This is a genomic window from Paraburkholderia sp. UCT31 (genome assembly GCF_014397655.1).
In the GTDB taxonomy this organism is placed as follows: domain Bacteria; phylum Pseudomonadota; class Gammaproteobacteria; order Burkholderiales; family Burkholderiaceae; genus Paraburkholderia; species Paraburkholderia tuberum.
Map to the genome: position 1 here is coordinate 1 of NZ_VZQP01000069.1, position 17,146 is coordinate 17,146.

Here is a 17,146-nt window from a genome sequence, read left to right on the forward strand (position 1 = left end):
GCGCGGCGGCCGGAATCCATTCGAGTGCGGCTTTTACGTTGGCCGGCAGGCCGCGCATCGACTTCAGCCTGGTCTTGTACGCGGTCAGTTCGGCCTGGGTCGGCAGCTTGCCGTGGACCAGCAGATACGCGATCTCCTCGAATTCGCACGCCTCGGCGATGTCGAGAATGTCATAGCCGCGATAGTGCAAATCGTTGCCGGTCTTGCCGACCGTGCACAGCGCGGTATTACCCGCGGTCACGCCCGACAGCGCGACGGATTTTTTCGGTTTGAAAGCGCCTGCGTTCGGCGTGCTGTTGTCTGCTTCGCTCATCGATTGTCTCCAGAAAGGGTTGGAATTTGGCCATTGCTTCGACTGGGCTGCCTTGTACGCAAAGAACGGGCCAGCCCGCTCACCGCCAGCTAAGTGCCTGATTTGGCGGGAGTCCGGCGAAGCAATGACGCGACCCCGTCCGACGCTCGATTTCATTAATGAAACTCCGGATTTCAAATCGGCAATGAATGCTCGCATAATGGAGGTCCCGAACCATCCCGTTGCGAGCCGTCCGCCTTGAGCACGCCTCTTTATGAACCGCCGCAGCGTCCGCGCGTCTGGGCGCTCAGCATTAGCCGCCTGCGCGATCTGTTCTTCGACATCGCCGGCGAATACGTGGAACGCGCGGATGTTCGCATCGTGTCGCACGCCTTCGAAGACGCGGTGCGCGAAATCGAGGCCGCGGGCGCCGCGCGGCCCGACGTCGTGCTCGCAGGCGGCTCGAACGGCGCGTATCTGAAGACGCGCGTGTCGGTGCCGGTCGTGCGGATCAGTCCGACCGGCTACGACGTCATGCATGCGCTCGCCCGCGCGCGTCGGGAAGGCGCGCGCGTCGCGCTCGTCACGCACGGCGACACGCCCGACGAAGTGCGGCGGTTCGCCGCCGCGTACGCGCTCGATGTCACGTTCGCGTCGTACCAGTCGGCGCAGGACGCGGAGAGCGTCGTGCTCGATCTCAGCGATCGTGGCATCGACGTCGTGGTCGGCCCAGGCATGGTCACCGACCTCGCCGCGAATGCCGGCATGGGCGCGGTGTTTCTGTACTCGCGCGCGTCGGTGCGGGCCGGTTTCGACACCGCGCTCGAAGTCGCACAGGCCACGCGCCGCGAAACCGTGCGACGCCAGCGGCTCGACACGCTGCTGCAGCACCTGCGCGACGGCGTGGTCGCGCTCGATGCGCAAGGCCGCGTCGAACTGATGAACCAGCGGCTCGCGGGCGTGCTCGGTATCGATGCCGCGAAGGCCGTCGGCCGCGCGCTGCTCGAACTCGCGCCCGACCTCGCGGGCAGTCTGCCGGACGCGGAGGGCGACAGCTTCTGCACGGTGCGCGGCGCCAGCTATGTCGTGCATCGCGGGCCGCTCGCAAGCAGCGGCGCGGCGCCGGGCACCGTGCTGACGTTTCAGGAATCGCGCGCGGTCGAACGGCTCGATCGGACGCTGCGCGCGCGTCAACGCGTGCAGCAGTTCACCGCGCGCTACCGGCTCGACGATATCGTCGGCGCGTCGGAATCGATCGAACGGGTGCGCGCGCTCGTCGTGCGATATGCGAGGTCGGACGCGACCGTGCTGATTCTCGGCGAAAGCGGCACCGGCAAGGAGATGGTCGCGCAGAGCATGCATCAACTGAGCGCGCGACGCGACTTCGCGTTCGTCGCGATCAATTGCGGCGCGTTTCCGGAGGCGCTGCTCGAAAGCGAGCTGTTCGGCTACGAGGAAGGCGCGTTCACCGGCGCGCGCAAGGGTGGCAAGGCGGGGTTGATCGAAGTCGCGCATCGCGGCACGCTGTTTCTCGACGAGATCGGCGAGATGCCGTTGCCGTTGCAGAGCCGCCTGTTGCGCGTGTTGCAGGAGCGCGAGGTGGTGCGGCTCGGATCGACGGAGCCGATGCGCGTCGATATCCGCATCGTCGCGGCGACGCATCGCGCGCTGACCGACGCCGTCGCAGAGGGCAGTTTCCGTGCCGATCTGTACTACCGGCTCAACATCCTCAGCATCGCGCTACCGCCGCTGCGCGAGCGGCCGAACGACCTGCTGCCGCTCGCCGCCGAACTGTTGCGCCAGGCGGCCGCGCGCGAGCCGAGGCTGGCGGCGCGCGTGCCCGACGCGCAGACCGCCGCTCGCATGCTGGAGGGTTTGGGCGCGGCGTTGCGGCGCTATGCGTGGCCGGGCAATGTGCGCGAGTTGCAGAACGTGATCGAGCGGATCGCGGTTGAACTCGCCGATGGCGATGCGGACACGGATGCGAGTGCGGCGCTCATCACGCGCGACATGCTGCGTGCGATCGCGCCGGAAGTCGTCGAGTCCATCGCGCGCGCGAAGCCGGCGGCGCTGACGCTGCGCGAGCGCAGCCGTCATGTCGAGGCCGATGAAATCCGCGCGGTGCTCGCGGTTCACGACGGTGATCGCGATGCGGCTTGCGCCGCGTTGGGCATCAGCAAGACGACGCTGTGGCGCAAGTTGAATGCGGGGCGGTAGAGAGGGTTACGGTTTCACTGCCCGCACGATCACGCCGTTCCAACCGAATACGACGCGATGCGCATCCATGCGGAATACGGCCGCGCAATTGTCGCTGTCCAGCAGTAGGGTCTTCGGGGGCAAGCCCGTATCTTCGAGGTTGATGCCGTAATAGTCTTTGAGCTTTGGCGCGGTCTCGACGGTGCGGACGTTGAAACCGCCGTGCGGACGACAGCGGTCGCCTGCGAATTCGATCTGCCCAGTCGATATGCTCAGCACCTTGCCGAGCAGTCGTTTTGCCTCAGGTATTCCGCCCGAGACATCGCTGTATCCGACCACATCGGTGACGGTCCATTTTCCGTTGAATGATGACGGGGTGGCCGTGACCCCGGTGGCAGAGCAGGTGGTCGCAATCAGGTAAATGATCAGCGCCGGGCACAGTGGTTTGAGCATCACGGTCGCTGCTTCCTGAAAGGCGCCGATTCCCGTACCCGCCGATTCGCCAGTCCCCGGCTTCTGCGGGGCGAGCCAATCGGGCGCCCCCGCCGATCGCGTGGGGTCACCATGATATTGAGCGACATGTGCTGCGCGACTCCTTCCATATCCCCCCGATTTGCAGGGTCCAGCGCTTCTCGTGTATTCCGATTCGTCGAGTTGTATGCGAAAGAGACTGCCTTGCTGCCATGTCATCTCCTCGAAAACAAATCCATAGGCGAGCGCTACAGACAACTTGTTCGCTGCCCGTAACGCGAGCGGAAATTTACCATCGCTTGCCCTACTTGAAGCGCTATGCAGTAAATTTTGGGCCGTCGCCCAAACAAACCGCATACCGTCGTCATCCGGCATGCCGCGCTGATAGTCGAACGGCTGCGCATTGCTGAGATTCTGTGGCACGCGGGGCTTTTGTAATAGCGCCCATAAAAACCGCCTCGATAGAGGCAGTAACAGTAATGCAACAGGGGTACCAGGGGAAACAGGCAACCATCGACTCTGCTGCTGGCGACCCGATCATCATACGGACCCTTGACTGGTGGATCCGACTTCGCTGACGCGGTACGGCCTACGGAAACGGAAACTGATCCGGCTCCACGCGCAAACGTTGCTGCACTTCAGGGTGATATATCGAGAGAACGCCAAGCGCCATAGCGCCGAGACGCTTCGCGATGTTTTCACCTAATTTGCCGCCCGGAATCGCTGAAAGACGCCAAGGCGCGACAACGGCGTTTTCGCGTAGAGCGGCCAAGTCGGAATCCTTGAGTGAATACATTTCAAACTGTTGCAGCTCTTCGTTATACGAGACGACGAATGATTTTGACGGGACCATAGTTCAGTATCCTCGACATTGGTTATACAACCGGAAAGCGTTGTCCTTGCACGCGCGCCCCGTTGCCGCAGCGACACCACCGCAGCCGGAGCAGTCGTGGCGGCGGTACTCGCAAGGAAGGGCGGGCAGCGGGCAGACGTGATCGTCTATCGCGACAGCACTGGGTAGTTCGAGGGGCTGCTGGTGGACGACGACGACAGCTTTGCCGGCTTTCTCCCACTCGGCGGCGCACGTTCGCTAGCGGAAGCGCTCGCGGCCCTGCGCGCGCCGGACGCGCAACAGTAGGTTTGATAACTCCCGAATGCCCGTTGCACGCACAGCGCATAAGTGCGCGGGCGGCGGGCTACGTCTGTGAAGGCTTGTCGATCGGCTCTTGCGTAACTGACATGTACTGCTTGATGTCAGGCTGACCGAGCGCAATCACGTTGAGTATTGCGACGCCGAGCCTCCGCGCAAATTCGTCGTCGAGTTTGAAATCGTACTCATCGAGAAGGATCGGCATTTCGATTTTCCCGGCCAGCAACGGAGCAAGCCTGGTGGGGTCAACGGTTTGCACCGTGAGCCGTTGACGGTCCTCTGTATAGGTTAGAACCACGGAATACGGCGGATGAGTAGCCATCAATATCCTCTGCACTGTTGATAGTTCTGGAACGCCTGCGTTTTGCATAGCGCGATGCCGCGTGTACCGCCCATTGGGACAGCCAGTGCGTTGCACAGGTCTATGTCCCGTTCGTACTGCGCGAAGCATTCGGTCTCGTGAAAATCGCTCACTCCGCGCGCCGCAATGTCCTGCACGTCGTCACTCACGGCATCTGGCTGATAGTTGAACGCCTGAGCATTGCCGAGGTTCTGCGGCGCGCGCGGGCTGTTGCCATAGAGCGAACTTAACACTGGGTACAGTGTCTTTTAGCATCACGGCCACTGCTTCCCGAAAGGCGCCGATTCCCGTAGTCGGAGATTCGCGAGTCGAATCGCCTACTCAGCGTCGATGTCGAGCGTCTCAAATTCCACAGCTAGCTCCGCCCCGGCCGTTGCGAGGACTAGCGCTACTTGAGACCCCGGCGTCTTCGAAAACCGCTCGCTTTTAGAGAGCATGGCGCGGGCGAGATCGTAATTCGTGTCCCCCGGCGTGAGGATCTTCATCTCAAAGACGATGTTATTGGACACGCTGAAATGTTCAACGGTGCAGCGACTGGTTCCGCTAAAAGTTGCCGTTGCTCGCTTCCCTTCATCCTCCAACATGACAATAAGTTTATGCTTATCCCGAACCACGAGAGCGTTGATATACCAGTCGTGGAAGTAACCAAATTCCTTGAGTTTGTCCATCAAACAAATCCTTTACCAAGGTAGCAGCGAAAATGCATTTCCCTTATCTCTAACGCCATTTTCCCAATTATGGGAGTGTGGAACGCCAAACCCGTGATCGTGACCGAAATCAATATCGACGGCCGCGTTACCGTCTCCGTCATATAAGCGCCATTGTTTCTTGCCCGATGTGTTTTCGACCCATTGGTTAGGTGACCCTCCTTCTGAGGGAAGCCATGCCGTTTGCATTTCACCGCCCGTGGGAATGTCCTCGCTGTACTCGAACGGCTGAGCTTCGCCTAACGAACCAACACGGGGAGAATACGACGGCGTACCGGCATTCTGCGGCACCCGGGGGCTGTTGCCATAGAGCGAACTTAGCATGTCCGCGTCGGCCGGTTGTTGCGCGCGCGCGGACGCTGTCCGGGACGCCTTTTCCCGCTGCTCCCGTATCGCCTGCACGCACTTGCGCATCTCGTCCCGCTCAGGGACGAAGATCAGCCTACCGTCCTTCACTTCGTTGTAGAGGGCTTTAGCAACCTCATCGTCTTTCATCCTGTACATATGAAAGCGGTTGTCACTCCGGCCGAGCATATCGCGTAACTCGTATGGCTGGTGCGACAGCAGCACGGATGGGCTATGTTGCAGCCACGCCGCGCGCGCTTCCTCCATGCCCTGCACAATGTCATCGTGCGCTTCGCGGGCTGTGCTCGCCGGCAATGCAAAATGGAACCACCGATCCACGTCAAACAACCAGCGAGACCTGATGTGAAGGTTGAACGATCTGTAAAGGCTGACCGAGAAGAAATGTCCGTGCCGCCTTTCACGGACCTCATGATAAGAACCCAGGGAAAGTGAAGTCATCGTGCCTCACAGTCAATAAAGGAGGCCCGATTGTGCATCAAGGTACCATCCCAAAAAACCCCTGGTTAAGCCTTGCAGGAGAGGCACGCCGCGCCTGGCACGGCATGATCGAATGCACCACGAATAAAATAACCACCACCACATCCCCAACCCAATTCTTCAAAGGAGAAGCCCAGCATGTCGAACAAATACCGGATTGCCGTCATCCCCGGCGACGGCATCGGCGTCGAGGTGATGCCCGAAGCGCTGCGCGTACTCGAAGTCGCGACGCAACGCTTCGGCATCCAGCTCGAATATCGGCACATCGAATGGGCAAGCTGCGACTACTACGCGAAGCACGGCAAGATGATGCCGGACGACTGGAAAGCGCAACTGCAATCGGCCGATGCGATCCTGTTCGGCGCGGTCGGCTGGCCCGACACCGTGCCCGATCACATCTCGCTGTGGGAGTCGCTGCTGAAGTTTCGCCGCGAGTTCGACCAGTATGTGAATCTGCGGCCCGCACGGCTCTTTGCGGGCGTCCCCTCGCCGCTCGCGGGACGCAAGGCCGGCGACATCGACTTCTGGATCGTGCGCGAGAACACCGAGGGCGAGTATTCGTCAGTGGGCGGCGTGATGTTCGAAGGCACCGAGCGCGAGTTCGTGCTGCAGGAGTCGGTGTTTACGCGGCATGGCAGCGAGCGCGTGCTGAAGTTCGCGTTCGATCTCGCGCAGCGCCGCGCGCGCAAGAAAATCACCGTCGCAACGAAGAGCAACGGCATCGCGATCAGCATGCCGTGGTGGGACAAATGCGCGGCCGGCATCGCCGCGCAGTATCCGGACGTCACGTGGGACAAGCAGCACATCGACATCCTGTGCGCGCGTTTCGTGCTGAACCCGGACCGTTTCGACGTGGTCGTCGCGACCAATCTGTTCGGCGACATCCTGTCCGATCTCGGCCCCGCGTGCACGGGCACGATCGGCCTCGCGCCGTCGGGCAACCTGAATCCGGACCGCAAGTTTCCGTCGCTGTTCGAGCCGGTGCACGGCTCGGCACCCGATATCGCCGGCAAGCACATCGCGAATCCGATCGCGATGATCTGGTCGGCCGCGATGATGCTCGACTTCCTCGGTCATTCGAGCGGCAAGGAGCGCGAAGCGCACGACGCGATCCTGAAGGCGATCGAGGCGACGCTGATCGAGGGTCCGCACACCGGCGACCTCGGCGGTAAAGCAAGCACGAGCGAAGTCGGCGAGGCGATCGCGGCAAAACTCGCCTGATATGAACGGCGCGCCAGGCCCATCAAAGCGCGCTGCGAATGCCTGGCCGCCGATCGTTCGACATGAAGGGATGACGGCGCAACGCCGGATGCGCCGTTATCGACAGTTGCGCCGCTCGTAGAGCGACCATTCGCCCTCGTGCGTCACCAGGGCGACATCGCATTCGCTATTGGCGAAGAAATCTTTCGGCAACGGCCCCTCCTTGCGAACGAAGAAATAGCGGTACAGACGGCCATTGTCCTTATTCCATTCGAAACCCGCCGGATCGTGTTCGAGCGTCAGCGGGGCCATAGGCATCATGCCCGGCCTGAAGCGCGCGATCTGCGGCACGTAAGTCGCGAAGTTCGGATCGACGAAACCGTGTTTCTCCGCCTGATACCACAGCGACTGGTGCTCGTACGCGGCCGGGCTCCTGTACGCGGGACTCGCGCGATCGAATATCAGACTTAGCGCGCGTTGATCCGGTTCGGTCCGCGACAGCAGCGCGTCCAGCGGCGCGTTCTCGACGGCGAAACGATGCAGACGAACCGTCTGGTCCGCAAAGAAGATCCAGCATCCGGCGATGATCAACGCTTGTACGGCGACGCCGGGCAGCGCACCCCGGTTCGAACCGGACGACGCACGGCGAGCGCCGTTCGCCGACGTTTGCGGTGCGCAGAACATCAACGCATACGCGGGCAACAGAAACAGCGCGAAACGGTGATACAGGTACGCCGTCTTCAGCGCCGTGCCGGGTACGACGAACCACACGAACGCCACGGCGAGCATCGGCACGATGACCGAGCGATCGGGATTGATCCTGTTGCGCCACAGCCACGGCGCGGCGAACATCAGCGCGACGAGCGGCAAATACACGGCCGCGCTTTTGTTCATGCCCCACACGTAGACGGGCAGCGAGAGCACCCGCTGCAAGTCGAAGCCCCATTTGAATACGTCTACGCCGGGCACCGTCTGCCCGAGCAGCGGATCGGTCGCGCGGCTCCACAACATATACGCGATGCACAGCACACCGAGCGGCACGAACGGCGCGAGCGCGAGGATCTTGCGGACCAACGTCTTCTGTTTGAACAGCACGAAGCCGACGCCTACCGCCATCGCAAGCAGAAACACGAGCCCGTGACAGAAGAACAGCGCCGTGCCCGCAACGAACATCCATACCCCCTTCCTGACCGAAGTCGCCTTCGCATAGTCGTGCGAGAGCCACATGAACAGAATGCCCAACGGGGTCGCGACCAGAAACGTATAGAAGCCCCACATGAAGGCGAAGCCGAAAAATCCCGGCACGAACAGCCAGTCGAGCCGTGGATCGCCGCCCAGATACCTGCGAAAGCCCACGCATGACGCCACGAACGCGAAATACGCGAGCATCAGCACGCAATTGAGCGCGGCGCCGATCGGCATCAGATACGTGAGCGGCAGCGCGAGGCCGTAGCCGACGAGGTACGGCGTCAGCAGATTGAGCTGCACGAGGTTTTGCCACGGCGACGTATGCTCGAGCAGATCGCGCAGCAACATCACCTGTCCCGCGTGTTGCGGCAGGTCCACCAGGGGCGGACGCGGCGCGATCCAGAACAACGCTCCGCCATACAGCACGGTGACGATGAAAAGCACGCGCGGAAGAATGGTGGCGAGCCGGCCGGAGCGCGAAAACAGCGCGTCTGCGGACACCGCGTCGGCGCCCGGGGTCGCCGGCGCCGAACGATCGACGGGAGAATTCATAACGTTTGCTCAATGATGAAACGAGGACGCTGCTTGGTTTCGGCGTACGTCTTCGAGATGTAGCCGCCGATCACACCGAGAAAGAGCAACTGGATACCGCCGAGAAAGTACATCGGGATTACCGTCGAAGCCCAGCCGGGCACCGTGAGGTTGGTGAAGATGCGCGCATAGGCGGCCCATGCGCCAAAGCACAGCGAGCCGATCGCCAGCAATGCGCCGATGCGCGTACTCCATTGCAAGGGAACGGCGGAGAACGACGTGATGCCGTCCAGCGCGAGGACGATCATTTTGCTGAGCGGGTATTTGCTCTCGCCCGCAAAGCGCGCGGCGCGCTCGTATTCGACGATCGCAGTCTTGAACCCGAGCAGCGGAATGATGCCGCGCAGGAAAAGATTGACCTCCTGAAACTGACGCAACGCTTCCACTGTCTTGCGGCTCATCAGGCGAAAATCCGCGTGGCCCGGCAGGATCTCGACGCCGAACGTCCGGAGCAGCTTGTAGTAGTTGCGAGCGGTGAAGCGCTTGAAGAATGTGTCCGACGTACGTTTGTGACGCACGCCGAAGACGATTTCCGCACCCGACTGATATTCCGCGAGCATGCGTGGAATGGCTTCGATATCGTCCTGAAGATCCGCGTCGAGACTCACGAGTACATCGCCTTGAGCCGTCATCAGACCGGCGAGCAGCGCATTCTGATGGCCGCGATTGCGCGAGAGTTTGATGCCGCCGCAGCGGGCATTCTGCGCGTGCAGCACTTCGATGATCGACCAGGTACGGTCGCGGGAACCATCGTCAATGAAAGTGATGCGGCTTTCGTTGCTCACCTCGCCGGCTTCGATCAATCGCTCCAGAAGTGCGAGCAGCCGCTTGCCTGTCTCGGTGATAACCTCTTCTTCGTTGTAGCACGGTACGACGAGATTCATCGTCGTCATAGGCAACTCCCCATTCTGAAGCTGGCTCGACCCAGAGTCAGGCACAGAGTCCGGCGTTTAACCTAGTTGGACATTAGTACGCATCGCCGACCACAGGCAAGCATAAGGACCTCTTTGTCCGAAATGTGCTAATGCATCGGAAAAAACGTCGAATTAGAGCCGCAACGGAGTTACCACATCGGAATGCGAACAACCACTTTTTACTGGCACTGGTCTGCATCAGCATGCCGATACGCGCAAGGCCATGCGATTGGTCGCGTGGTCCCGTATGATTGGGTCGTGGAGACAATGGAGAATGCATGAACCGTCACGCCAGATCGCTTTCCAATTGCCTTTGGAACCGATGTTCACGGAAAGGATGAATAGCATGGACAAGGCCGAGTTCGACAGCTTTGCTGACGAGTATCTTTCGCTGCACGCCCGTAACATCGCGGCATCGGGAGAAGGTCCGGAGTTTTTCGCCGAGTACAAGATCCGCGACATCGCCGAGGAGATGACGCGACGCGATGCGCTGCCCGCGCGCATGCTCGATTTCGGATCGGGCGTGGGCACGTCGATTCCATGGGTGAAGCGCTATTTGCCGGACGCACAGCTCACGTGCGCGGATGTATCGGAGCGTTCACTGGAAGTCGCGCAAAGCCGCTTTCCCGATTCCTCGCGCTTCGTCCACTTCGACGGTCACACGCTGCCTTTCGAGCAGGGCGAATTCAATCTCGCCTATGCGATGTGCGTGTTCCATCATATCGATCACGCCGAGCATGTTCATTTGTTGGGCGAACTGAAGCGCGTCGTGGGTCCGCGGGGCACGGTCGTCATCTTCGAGCATAATCCGCTGAACCCGCTGACCGTCAGGGCGGTCAACACCTGCGAGTTCGATGTGAACGCCAAACTGATCACCGCGCGCAACATGAAGCGGGCGTGCCTCGATGCGGGCTTTTCCGACGTTGTCGTGCGCTTCCGGATTTTCTTTCCTCACATGCTGGCCAAACTGCGTCCACTCGAAAAATATCTGACCCATGTTCCGCTCGGCGCCCAATACGCCGTCTACGCGAGCGCCGCATGAAGGCGGCCATTCGATGAACAGTCTACGCACGACAGCATCGCGTACCGAACCTCTTCGCCAGTTCATCAAGTATCTTCTGGTTGGCGGCCTCAATACGGTGATCTCGGCCGCCATCATCTTTATCGTGCAAGCGGCGGGCGCGATTCCTGTAGTTGCCAACATAGTCGGCTACGCGATGGGTGTGGGACTGAGCTTCGCGCTCAACAGCAGGTTCACGTTCAGGACGGAGGCCACGCGGCACACCGCCATCCGCTTTCTGATCGTCGTGCTGATCTCGTACCTGGCCAATCTCGCGACGATGGTTTCGGTGTTGCATCTCACGCACGCGCCCTATCTCGCGCAACTGTGCGGCATTCCCGTCTACGTGATCGTGGGCTTTCTCGGCAACCGGTATTGGGCGATGCGCGGGCGCGCACGCTGAAGATGCGCCTCGTATCCACACGTCATTGATATCCGTTCACGATTTTGTCGACGTGGCGGGATACGGTAAGCACATGTCTGAAGAACATTTACTATCTTTTGCGGAAGGCGCCAGGAATAACAACGTCTTACGAAAAGATTATCAATGCCATTCACCGAGGACGCCGCCATGAGCCGAGAAGCCTATCCGATCGAAGTCGAATTCCCCGATATCGCGCCGCACGAGCCATCGTCGTCGGGCGTTGCATACGTCCATACGTTCGATTCGGGCGTGCCCGGCCCGCACGTGATGATCAACGCGCTCACGCACGGCAACGAAGTGTGCGGCGCGATCGTCGTCGACGAACTGCTGCGCCGCGCGCTGCGGCCGCGACGCGGGCAGCTCACGCTGTCGTTCGCGAACGTCGCCGCGTACCGGCGCTTCGATCCGGCGAATCCGGACGCCGCGCGCTTCGTCGATCAGGACTTCAATCGCGTGTGGACGGCGGCGGTGCTCGACGACACGTCGCGCAGGTCGAGCGAGCTGCAGCGCGCGCGTGCGATGCGCCCGGTGATCGATACGGTCGACGCGCTGCTCGACCTGCATTCGATGCACGAGCGGTGCAAGCCGCTGATCGTCGCGGGACCGCTGCAAAAAGGCATCGACCTCGCGGTGCGGCTCGGTACGCCCGCCACGGTGATCTGCGACGAAGGGCATCCCGAAGGCCGCCGCATGCTCGACTACGAAGGGTTCGGCGATGCCGCGAGCCCGAAGAACGCGCTGCTGATCGAATGCGGCCAGCATTGGGAGCGCCGTGCGGTGGCGGTCGCGCGCGATACGACCGCGCGCTTCCTGCTGCTGGCCGGCGTGATCGACGAAGCGGATCTGCCGCCTGGATGGCTCGCGCCATTGCCGCCCGAGCAGAACATCGTGCGCGTGACACAGCCGGTCGTCGCGACCAGCATGGACTTCAGCTTCGCCGCGGCGTACACCGGCCTCGAAGTTTTCGCCGAAGCGGGCGCCGTGATCGGCTGGTCGAACGGCGAAGAGGTGCGCACCCCCTACGACAACTGCATGCTCGTGATGCCGTCGCTGCGGCAGTTACGCCCCGGTGTGACGGTGGTCCGGCTGGGGCGAATCGAGCGGACGGTGGCCAATCCCGGGGTGACGGCCTGACGGGCAGATGTCTCGACGCCGTTCGCCGGTTGCTTTGGCGCGTTGAGCTTGGCGCGCCTCGTCCTTTCTGCGGCCCTATTGCAGCGCGCCGCCTCCCACGCATCGGCGGGCACGTCCGCCACTGCGAAGCTCGGGTATTCCCCCGTTGACCGCATCGATTTCATTCCTTACAGTGGCGCGCGTTCGCATAGAGAATCACAGTTCTTTATGTGAACAAATTCCCTCGCCCGGCGCGATTCCGTCAAACCGATCCGTCCGGGATGATTCATTGCCGATGAACGGCCAGTTGGCCCGCCGCAGGCATCGTACGCCGTTGCCAGACGGCGTACAGTCTTAGAGAAGAATAGCTCGTCGTGTCGGGCCTTTCGCTGCCAGGAGACCATCATGAACCGCAGCCCCGCTGTGAACGTTCAAACCTTCATCAACGAGCATCCGTTTTCGCCGTTCCAATGGCTGATCTTTTTCATGTGCTTCATCATCGTCCTGCTGGACGGTTTTGACACTGCTGCGATCGGCTTCATCGCGCCTTCACTGATCACCGAATGGGGTATCGACAAGCCCGCGCTCGCGCCGGTGCTGAGCGCCGCGCTGTTCGGCCTCGCGTGCGGCGCGCTCGGCTCGGGTCCGTTGTCCGACCGCCTCGGGCGTCGCTCGATGCTGGTCGGCTCGGTGCTGCTGTTCGGCGTCGCCTGCCTCGCGTCGGCGTTTTCGACCGGCATCGACCAACTGACCGTGCTGCGCTTCGTCACCGGCGTCGGCCTCGGCGCCGCGATGCCGAACGCGGTCACGATGATGGGCGAGTACTGCCCGGACAACCGCCGCGCCACCATGATCAACCTGATGTTCTGCGGCTTCCCGCTCGGCGCCGCGTTCGGCGGCTTCCTCGCCGCGTGGATGATTCCGCATCTGGGCTGGCGCAGCGTGCTGATCCTCGGCGGCGTCACGCCGCTGCTGCTGTTGCTGCTGTTGCTCGCGAAGATGCCGGAGTCGGTCCGCTACATGGTCGCGAATAACAAGCCGGCCGAGCGGATTCGCGCCGCTCTCGCGCGCATTTCCGGCGACGCGGTGCAGGCCGTCGGTTTCACGATGACCGAAACCGCGCCGCAAACCGGCGGCAAGGGTCTCGGCGTCGTGCTGTCGCGCTCGTACATCGTCGGTTCGGTGATGCTGTGGGTCGCGTACTTCATGGGCCTCGTGATCTTCTACGCATCGATCAACTGGATGCCGATCCTGCTGAAGGACGCCGGCCTCACCCCGCAACGCGCGACGCTGATCTCCGCGCTGTTCCCGCTCGGCGGCGTCGGCGCGGTACTGGCCGGCGTGCTGATGGACCGCTTCAACGCGAACCGCGTCATTGCGGTGTGCTATGCACTGACCGCCGTCAGCGTGTACTTCATCGGTCAGGCGGCCGGCAACGTCGGCGCGCTCGTGCTGATCGTGTTCATCGCCGGCGTGCTGATGAACACCGCGCAATCGTCGATGCCGGCGCTCGCCGCCGCGTTCTACCCGACCGTGGGCCGCGGCACGGGCGTCGCGTGGATGCTTGGCGTCGGCCGCTTCGGCGGCATTGCGGGTTCGTTCCTCGTAGCCGAGCTGGCGCGCCGCCACTTCTCGTTCGGCGGCATCTTCGCGACGATCGCGGTGGCGGGTCTGCTGTCGTGCGTCGCGCTGCTGATCAAGCAGGCGGCACGGCCGCAGGCGGCGGAAGCGGGTGCGTCGAAGACGGAGTCGTTCGGCCATTGAGCCTGCAATGAAATGTGCGCGCCAGCGGACCGGTAACGGTTCGACCGAGTGGTGACCCAGAAGCCGCCCCGCGAATCGCAGGGCGGCTTTTTATTTCGCTGAATGCCTGGAATCTCTCGCTTACCTGAACGCGAGCTGTTGCTCGACACACAGCAGCACGGCAATCAGAACCATCGCCGCGCCTGAAACCTGGCTAAAGGATCGGCCGCTGCCGCTGTGACGCATCGACGTCACACCCGTTCGCCTGCGGCATTGTGATCCACGGCGGCGAAAAGCGCCCCGGCCTACTTCCCGATACACTACGCAACAATTTTTCCGCGCGCGGCCAGGCGCGGCGATCACCGCCGCTGCCGCGCCGCCGCCGTCTCATGTCAGGACTCCGGTAATGAAACGCGTAGTCGTATCCGCGCTCGTCGCGCTGTGCATCGCGCAGCCGGCCGCTCAGGCCGTCGCGCAGACCGTCAGCGATCAATGTTTCGCGCTCGGCGATATCGCCGGCCAGGTCGCGTCGTGGCGCGCACACAAAAAGACCAAAGCTCAGGCGCTCGAGCAGGCCGCCCACTACTACAAAGACCCGTCCGACCGCGCGGCCGTCGACGCGATCATCGAAAAGATCTACAGCCCCGACGCGCCACACATGACGCCCGATCAGGCGAGCATGGCGATCACGTCGGAGTGCGTGAACCAGCACAAGGGGCAGGCATCGCCGGCACAGTGATGCCGGCGTGTCACCCGCGATGCGCTAGCGCCGCCGGAACGCATCCAGCGACGACAGTGCGTTGCAGTGGAAATCGAACAGCGTGTTGTTGTCCCACTGGTCGCCGGCGCCGACTTTCCACCCGACGTTCGGCGTCGGAATCCACTCGGTTGACTTCCTGCCGTGACGTGACAACCACACCACGTCACGCGTCTTTCCACGCGCAGACGTCGCCGGTATTCAGGCGCGGCTCGCCGAGCACGAACGTCGCATTGCGCGGTGCTGGCGCCCGCACCGGTTGCGCGCCGAAATTGAATGCGAAGGTCAAGTCGCCGCGGCGGCGCAGCCTCAGTCCATCGGCGAGTACCTGCGTATCGAGGCCCGCATCGCGCGCCGCCTGCCGCAACAGCGTGCGATGCAGTTCATGCGACAGCCAGCCGGCCACATAGCGCACGTTGCCGTGCGTCAGCAGCGCGGGCCAGGCATCGTCGAAGCGCGCGGCAATGCCTGTCTCGCCATTGGCGCGCACATGCTCGCGCCAGTGCAGCGCGCGACCCTCGGTGCCGTCGATCGACAGCGCGGGCGCGAGCGTCGAGCGCAGCGTTTCGACTTCGAGCACCTGCATCGGCAGCGCGCGCTGCAACGCGCCGGGCGGCAGATTGCCGGGAATCGCGAACGCGTCGGTTTTCGAGCCGCTGCGTGGGCCGAACACCCATTGCGCGTTCGAACGCGCGATCTGCTCGACGAGCGCGGCGTCGATCACCGCGAGACTCGGTACCACGACTAGCTGGTAGCGCGAAAGATCTGCCCGGCTCGACACGATATCGACATCGAGCCCGAGTTCGCGCAGCGACTCGTAGTAGTCGAACGCGAGCGTCTGGTAGTCGAAGCCCTTGCCGTGACGCTGGATTTCGAACATCCACTGCGTCTCGTAGTCGAATACCAGCGCGGTGGCCGCGCGCGCGGGCGCGGCGAGCGTCGACAGCGCCGTACTGCCCGCGATCTCACGCGCGGCCCGTTGCACCTCGAGACCGCCCGGCGACAGTTCGTCGTTCGGCAGATTGAGCCCGGAATGCATCTGCTCCTGCGCATACGGGCACTGACGCCAACGGAAATACGACACCAGCTCCGCGCCATGCGCGAACGCCTCGTACGCCCATAGCCGCACCATGCCCGGCGCCGGAATCGGATTGCACGACGCCCAGTTCACCGGACCGGCCTGCTGCTCCATCACCCAGAAGCGCCCGCCGCCAATGCCCCGGTAGCGGTCGTGATCGAACGCGGACACGTCGGGATGTCCGGTACGCGCGAAGCGCGCCTTCTGCTCCTGCGGCAACGCGATCGACTCAGTGCGCGCAATCGGATAGCTGTCCCATGCGGCGACGTCGATCGCGTCGTCGGCGGCGAAGCGATAGTGATCGAAGGTCGTGAAAAAGCCCATGAAGTTGTGCAGCAGATCCGCGTTCGGCGCATGCTCGCGCAACACCTCGATCTGCTCGCGATGGAAGCTCGCCACCTCGTCGGACATGAAGCGGCGGAAGTCGAGCAGATGGATCGGATTGGCGTCGGTGGGTGTCAGCGTCGGCAGCCCGATCGCGTCGAACGACGGGTACTCCATGCTCCAGAACACGTTGCCCCACGCGTCGTTCAACGCGCCGATCGTTGCGTAGCGCCGCTGCAGCCACACGTGAAAGCACTGCAACGCCGCGGCCGAATAGCTCGGCACCGTGTCGTGGCAGCCGAGTTCGTTATCGGTCTGCCATGCGACGATCGACGGATGCCGGCCATAGCGCTTCGCCATCGCGGTGACGATGCGCACGCATTCGCGCCGGTACGTGTCGCTCGAAATATCGTAGTGACGCCGCGAGCCGAAACTCCAGCGTGCGCCGTCCGCGCGCACCGGCAACACGTCCGGATGCGCGTCGACGAGCCACTTCGGCGGCGAGGCGGTCGGCGTGCCGAGCACGAGTTTCAGGCCCGCTTTCGCGAGCGTTTCGACCGCTTCGTCGAGCCATTGCCAGTCGAATTCGCCGGCGCGCGGCTCCATACGGCTCCACGCGAATTCAGCGATCCGCACATGCGTGATGCCGAGTTCGACCATACGTTGCGCGTCGTCGGCCCACATCGCGCGCGGCCATTGTTCCGGGTAGTAGCAGACACCAAGTTGCATGTGAA

At 62.6% G+C, this 17,146-nt stretch carries 17 protein-coding genes and 1 pseudogene; 7 read left to right on the forward strand and 11 right to left on the reverse strand.

Annotation, left to right across the window (positions count from 1 at the left end; all coding sequences use genetic code 11):
• Window positions 1-313, reverse strand: a 313-nt coding sequence (locus F6X40_RS36170; RefSeq protein WP_316251878.1) for a citrate/2-methylcitrate synthase, incomplete at its 3' end; no start/stop codon positions are given.
• A gap of 237 nt (window positions 314-550) precedes the next feature.
• On the opposite strand from F6X40_RS36170, the gene prpR reads away from it, so the two are divergent.
• Window positions 551-2,509, forward strand: a complete 1,959-nt coding sequence (gene prpR / locus F6X40_RS36175) for a propionate catabolism operon regulatory protein PrpR (RefSeq protein ID WP_187631188.1) — start codon at window positions 551-553, stop codon at window positions 2,507-2,509.
• 6 nt (window positions 2,510-2,515) lie between these two features.
• Here the strand turns inward: prpR and F6X40_RS42885 are convergent, their stop codons facing one another.
• From F6X40_RS42885 to F6X40_RS42890, 6 genes are all read right to left on the reverse strand, one after another.
• Complete coding sequence (locus F6X40_RS42885; protein ID WP_262421677.1) at window positions 2,516-3,382, reverse strand: hypothetical protein; 867 nt, start codon at window positions 3,380-3,382, stop codon at window positions 2,516-2,518.
• A 166-nt stretch (window positions 3,383-3,548) separates the two neighbouring features.
• The gene (locus F6X40_RS36185) at window positions 3,549-3,812 is read right to left on the reverse strand and encodes a hypothetical protein (protein WP_090809231.1); all 264 of its coding nucleotides are present in this window, start codon (window positions 3,810-3,812) and stop codon (window positions 3,549-3,551) included.
• 343 nt (window positions 3,813-4,155) lie between these two features.
• A complete protein-coding gene (locus F6X40_RS36190) occupies window positions 4,156-4,431 on the reverse strand; it encodes a hypothetical protein (protein ID WP_090809227.1) in 276 nt (91 codons plus the stop codon).
• Complete coding sequence (locus tag F6X40_RS36195) at window positions 4,431-4,703, reverse strand: hypothetical protein (RefSeq protein ID WP_187631189.1); 273 nt, start codon at window positions 4,701-4,703, stop codon at window positions 4,431-4,433. Before F6X40_RS36195 ends, F6X40_RS36190 begins: the two co-directional genes overlap by 1 nt.
• Before the next feature lie 84 nt (window positions 4,704-4,787).
• The gene (locus F6X40_RS36200; protein ID WP_221307645.1) at window positions 4,788-5,138 is read right to left on the reverse strand and encodes a hypothetical protein; all 351 of its coding nucleotides are present in this window, start codon (window positions 5,136-5,138) and stop codon (window positions 4,788-4,790) included.
• A gap of 12 nt (window positions 5,139-5,150) precedes the next feature.
• A complete protein-coding gene (locus F6X40_RS42890) occupies window positions 5,151-5,981 on the reverse strand; it encodes a hypothetical protein (RefSeq protein ID WP_262421678.1) in 831 nt (276 codons plus the stop codon).
• 177 nt (window positions 5,982-6,158) lie between these two features.
• Between F6X40_RS42890 and F6X40_RS36210 the strand changes: the two genes are divergently transcribed.
• Entirely contained in the window at window positions 6,159-7,241 is a 1,083-nt protein-coding gene (locus F6X40_RS36210) for a tartrate dehydrogenase (protein WP_187631190.1), read from the forward strand.
• A 96-nt stretch (window positions 7,242-7,337) separates the two neighbouring features.
• Here F6X40_RS36210 and F6X40_RS36215 read toward each other — a convergent pair whose 3' ends face one another.
• The gene (locus tag F6X40_RS36215; RefSeq protein ID WP_184064921.1) at window positions 7,338-8,960 is read right to left on the reverse strand and encodes a hypothetical protein; all 1,623 of its coding nucleotides are present in this window, start codon (window positions 8,958-8,960) and stop codon (window positions 7,338-7,340) included.
• Window positions 8,957-9,892: a glycosyltransferase family 2 protein gene (locus F6X40_RS36220; RefSeq protein WP_187631191.1), complete on the reverse strand. Its 936-nt coding sequence runs from the start codon at window positions 9,890-9,892 to the stop codon at window positions 8,957-8,959. The genes F6X40_RS36215 and F6X40_RS36220 overlap by 4 nt, the downstream gene beginning before the upstream one ends.
• 367 nt (window positions 9,893-10,259) lie before the next feature.
• Between F6X40_RS36220 and F6X40_RS36225 the strand changes: the two genes are divergently transcribed.
• From F6X40_RS36225 to F6X40_RS36245, 5 genes are all read left to right on the forward strand, one after another.
• Window positions 10,260-10,955: a class I SAM-dependent methyltransferase gene (locus F6X40_RS36225; RefSeq protein WP_184064917.1), complete on the forward strand. Its 696-nt coding sequence runs from the start codon at window positions 10,260-10,262 to the stop codon at window positions 10,953-10,955.
• 13 nt (window positions 10,956-10,968) lie between these two features.
• Window positions 10,969-11,376, forward strand: a complete 408-nt coding sequence (locus F6X40_RS36230; protein ID WP_184039660.1) for a GtrA family protein — start codon at window positions 10,969-10,971, stop codon at window positions 11,374-11,376.
• Window positions 11,377-11,544: 168 nt separating this feature from the next.
• Window positions 11,545-12,531: a M14 family metallopeptidase gene (locus F6X40_RS36235; RefSeq protein WP_187631192.1), complete on the forward strand. Its 987-nt coding sequence runs from the start codon at window positions 11,545-11,547 to the stop codon at window positions 12,529-12,531.
• A gap of 384 nt (window positions 12,532-12,915) precedes the next feature.
• Window positions 12,916-14,274 carry an MFS transporter gene (locus F6X40_RS36240; RefSeq protein ID WP_184064911.1) on the forward strand — a complete coding sequence of 453 codons (1,359 nt, stop codon included), beginning with the start codon at window positions 12,916-12,918 and terminating at the stop codon, window positions 14,272-14,274.
• 385 nt (window positions 14,275-14,659) lie between these two features.
• Window positions 14,660-14,992, forward strand: a complete 333-nt coding sequence (locus F6X40_RS36245; protein WP_184039654.1) for a hypothetical protein — start codon at window positions 14,660-14,662, stop codon at window positions 14,990-14,992.
• Window positions 14,993-15,016: 24 nt separating this feature from the next.
• Here F6X40_RS36245 and F6X40_RS36250 read toward each other — a convergent pair.
• A pseudogene (locus F6X40_RS36250) lies at window positions 15,017-15,139 on the reverse strand (arabinogalactan endo-1,4-beta-galactosidase); the annotation flags it as partial.
• A gap of 37 nt (window positions 15,140-15,176) precedes the next feature.
• Window positions 15,177-17,141, reverse strand: coding sequence for a beta-galactosidase (locus tag F6X40_RS36255; RefSeq protein ID WP_187631193.1), 1,965 nt, complete (start codon window positions 17,139-17,141; stop codon window positions 15,177-15,179).
• Window positions 17,142-17,146: the final 5 nt, after the last annotated feature.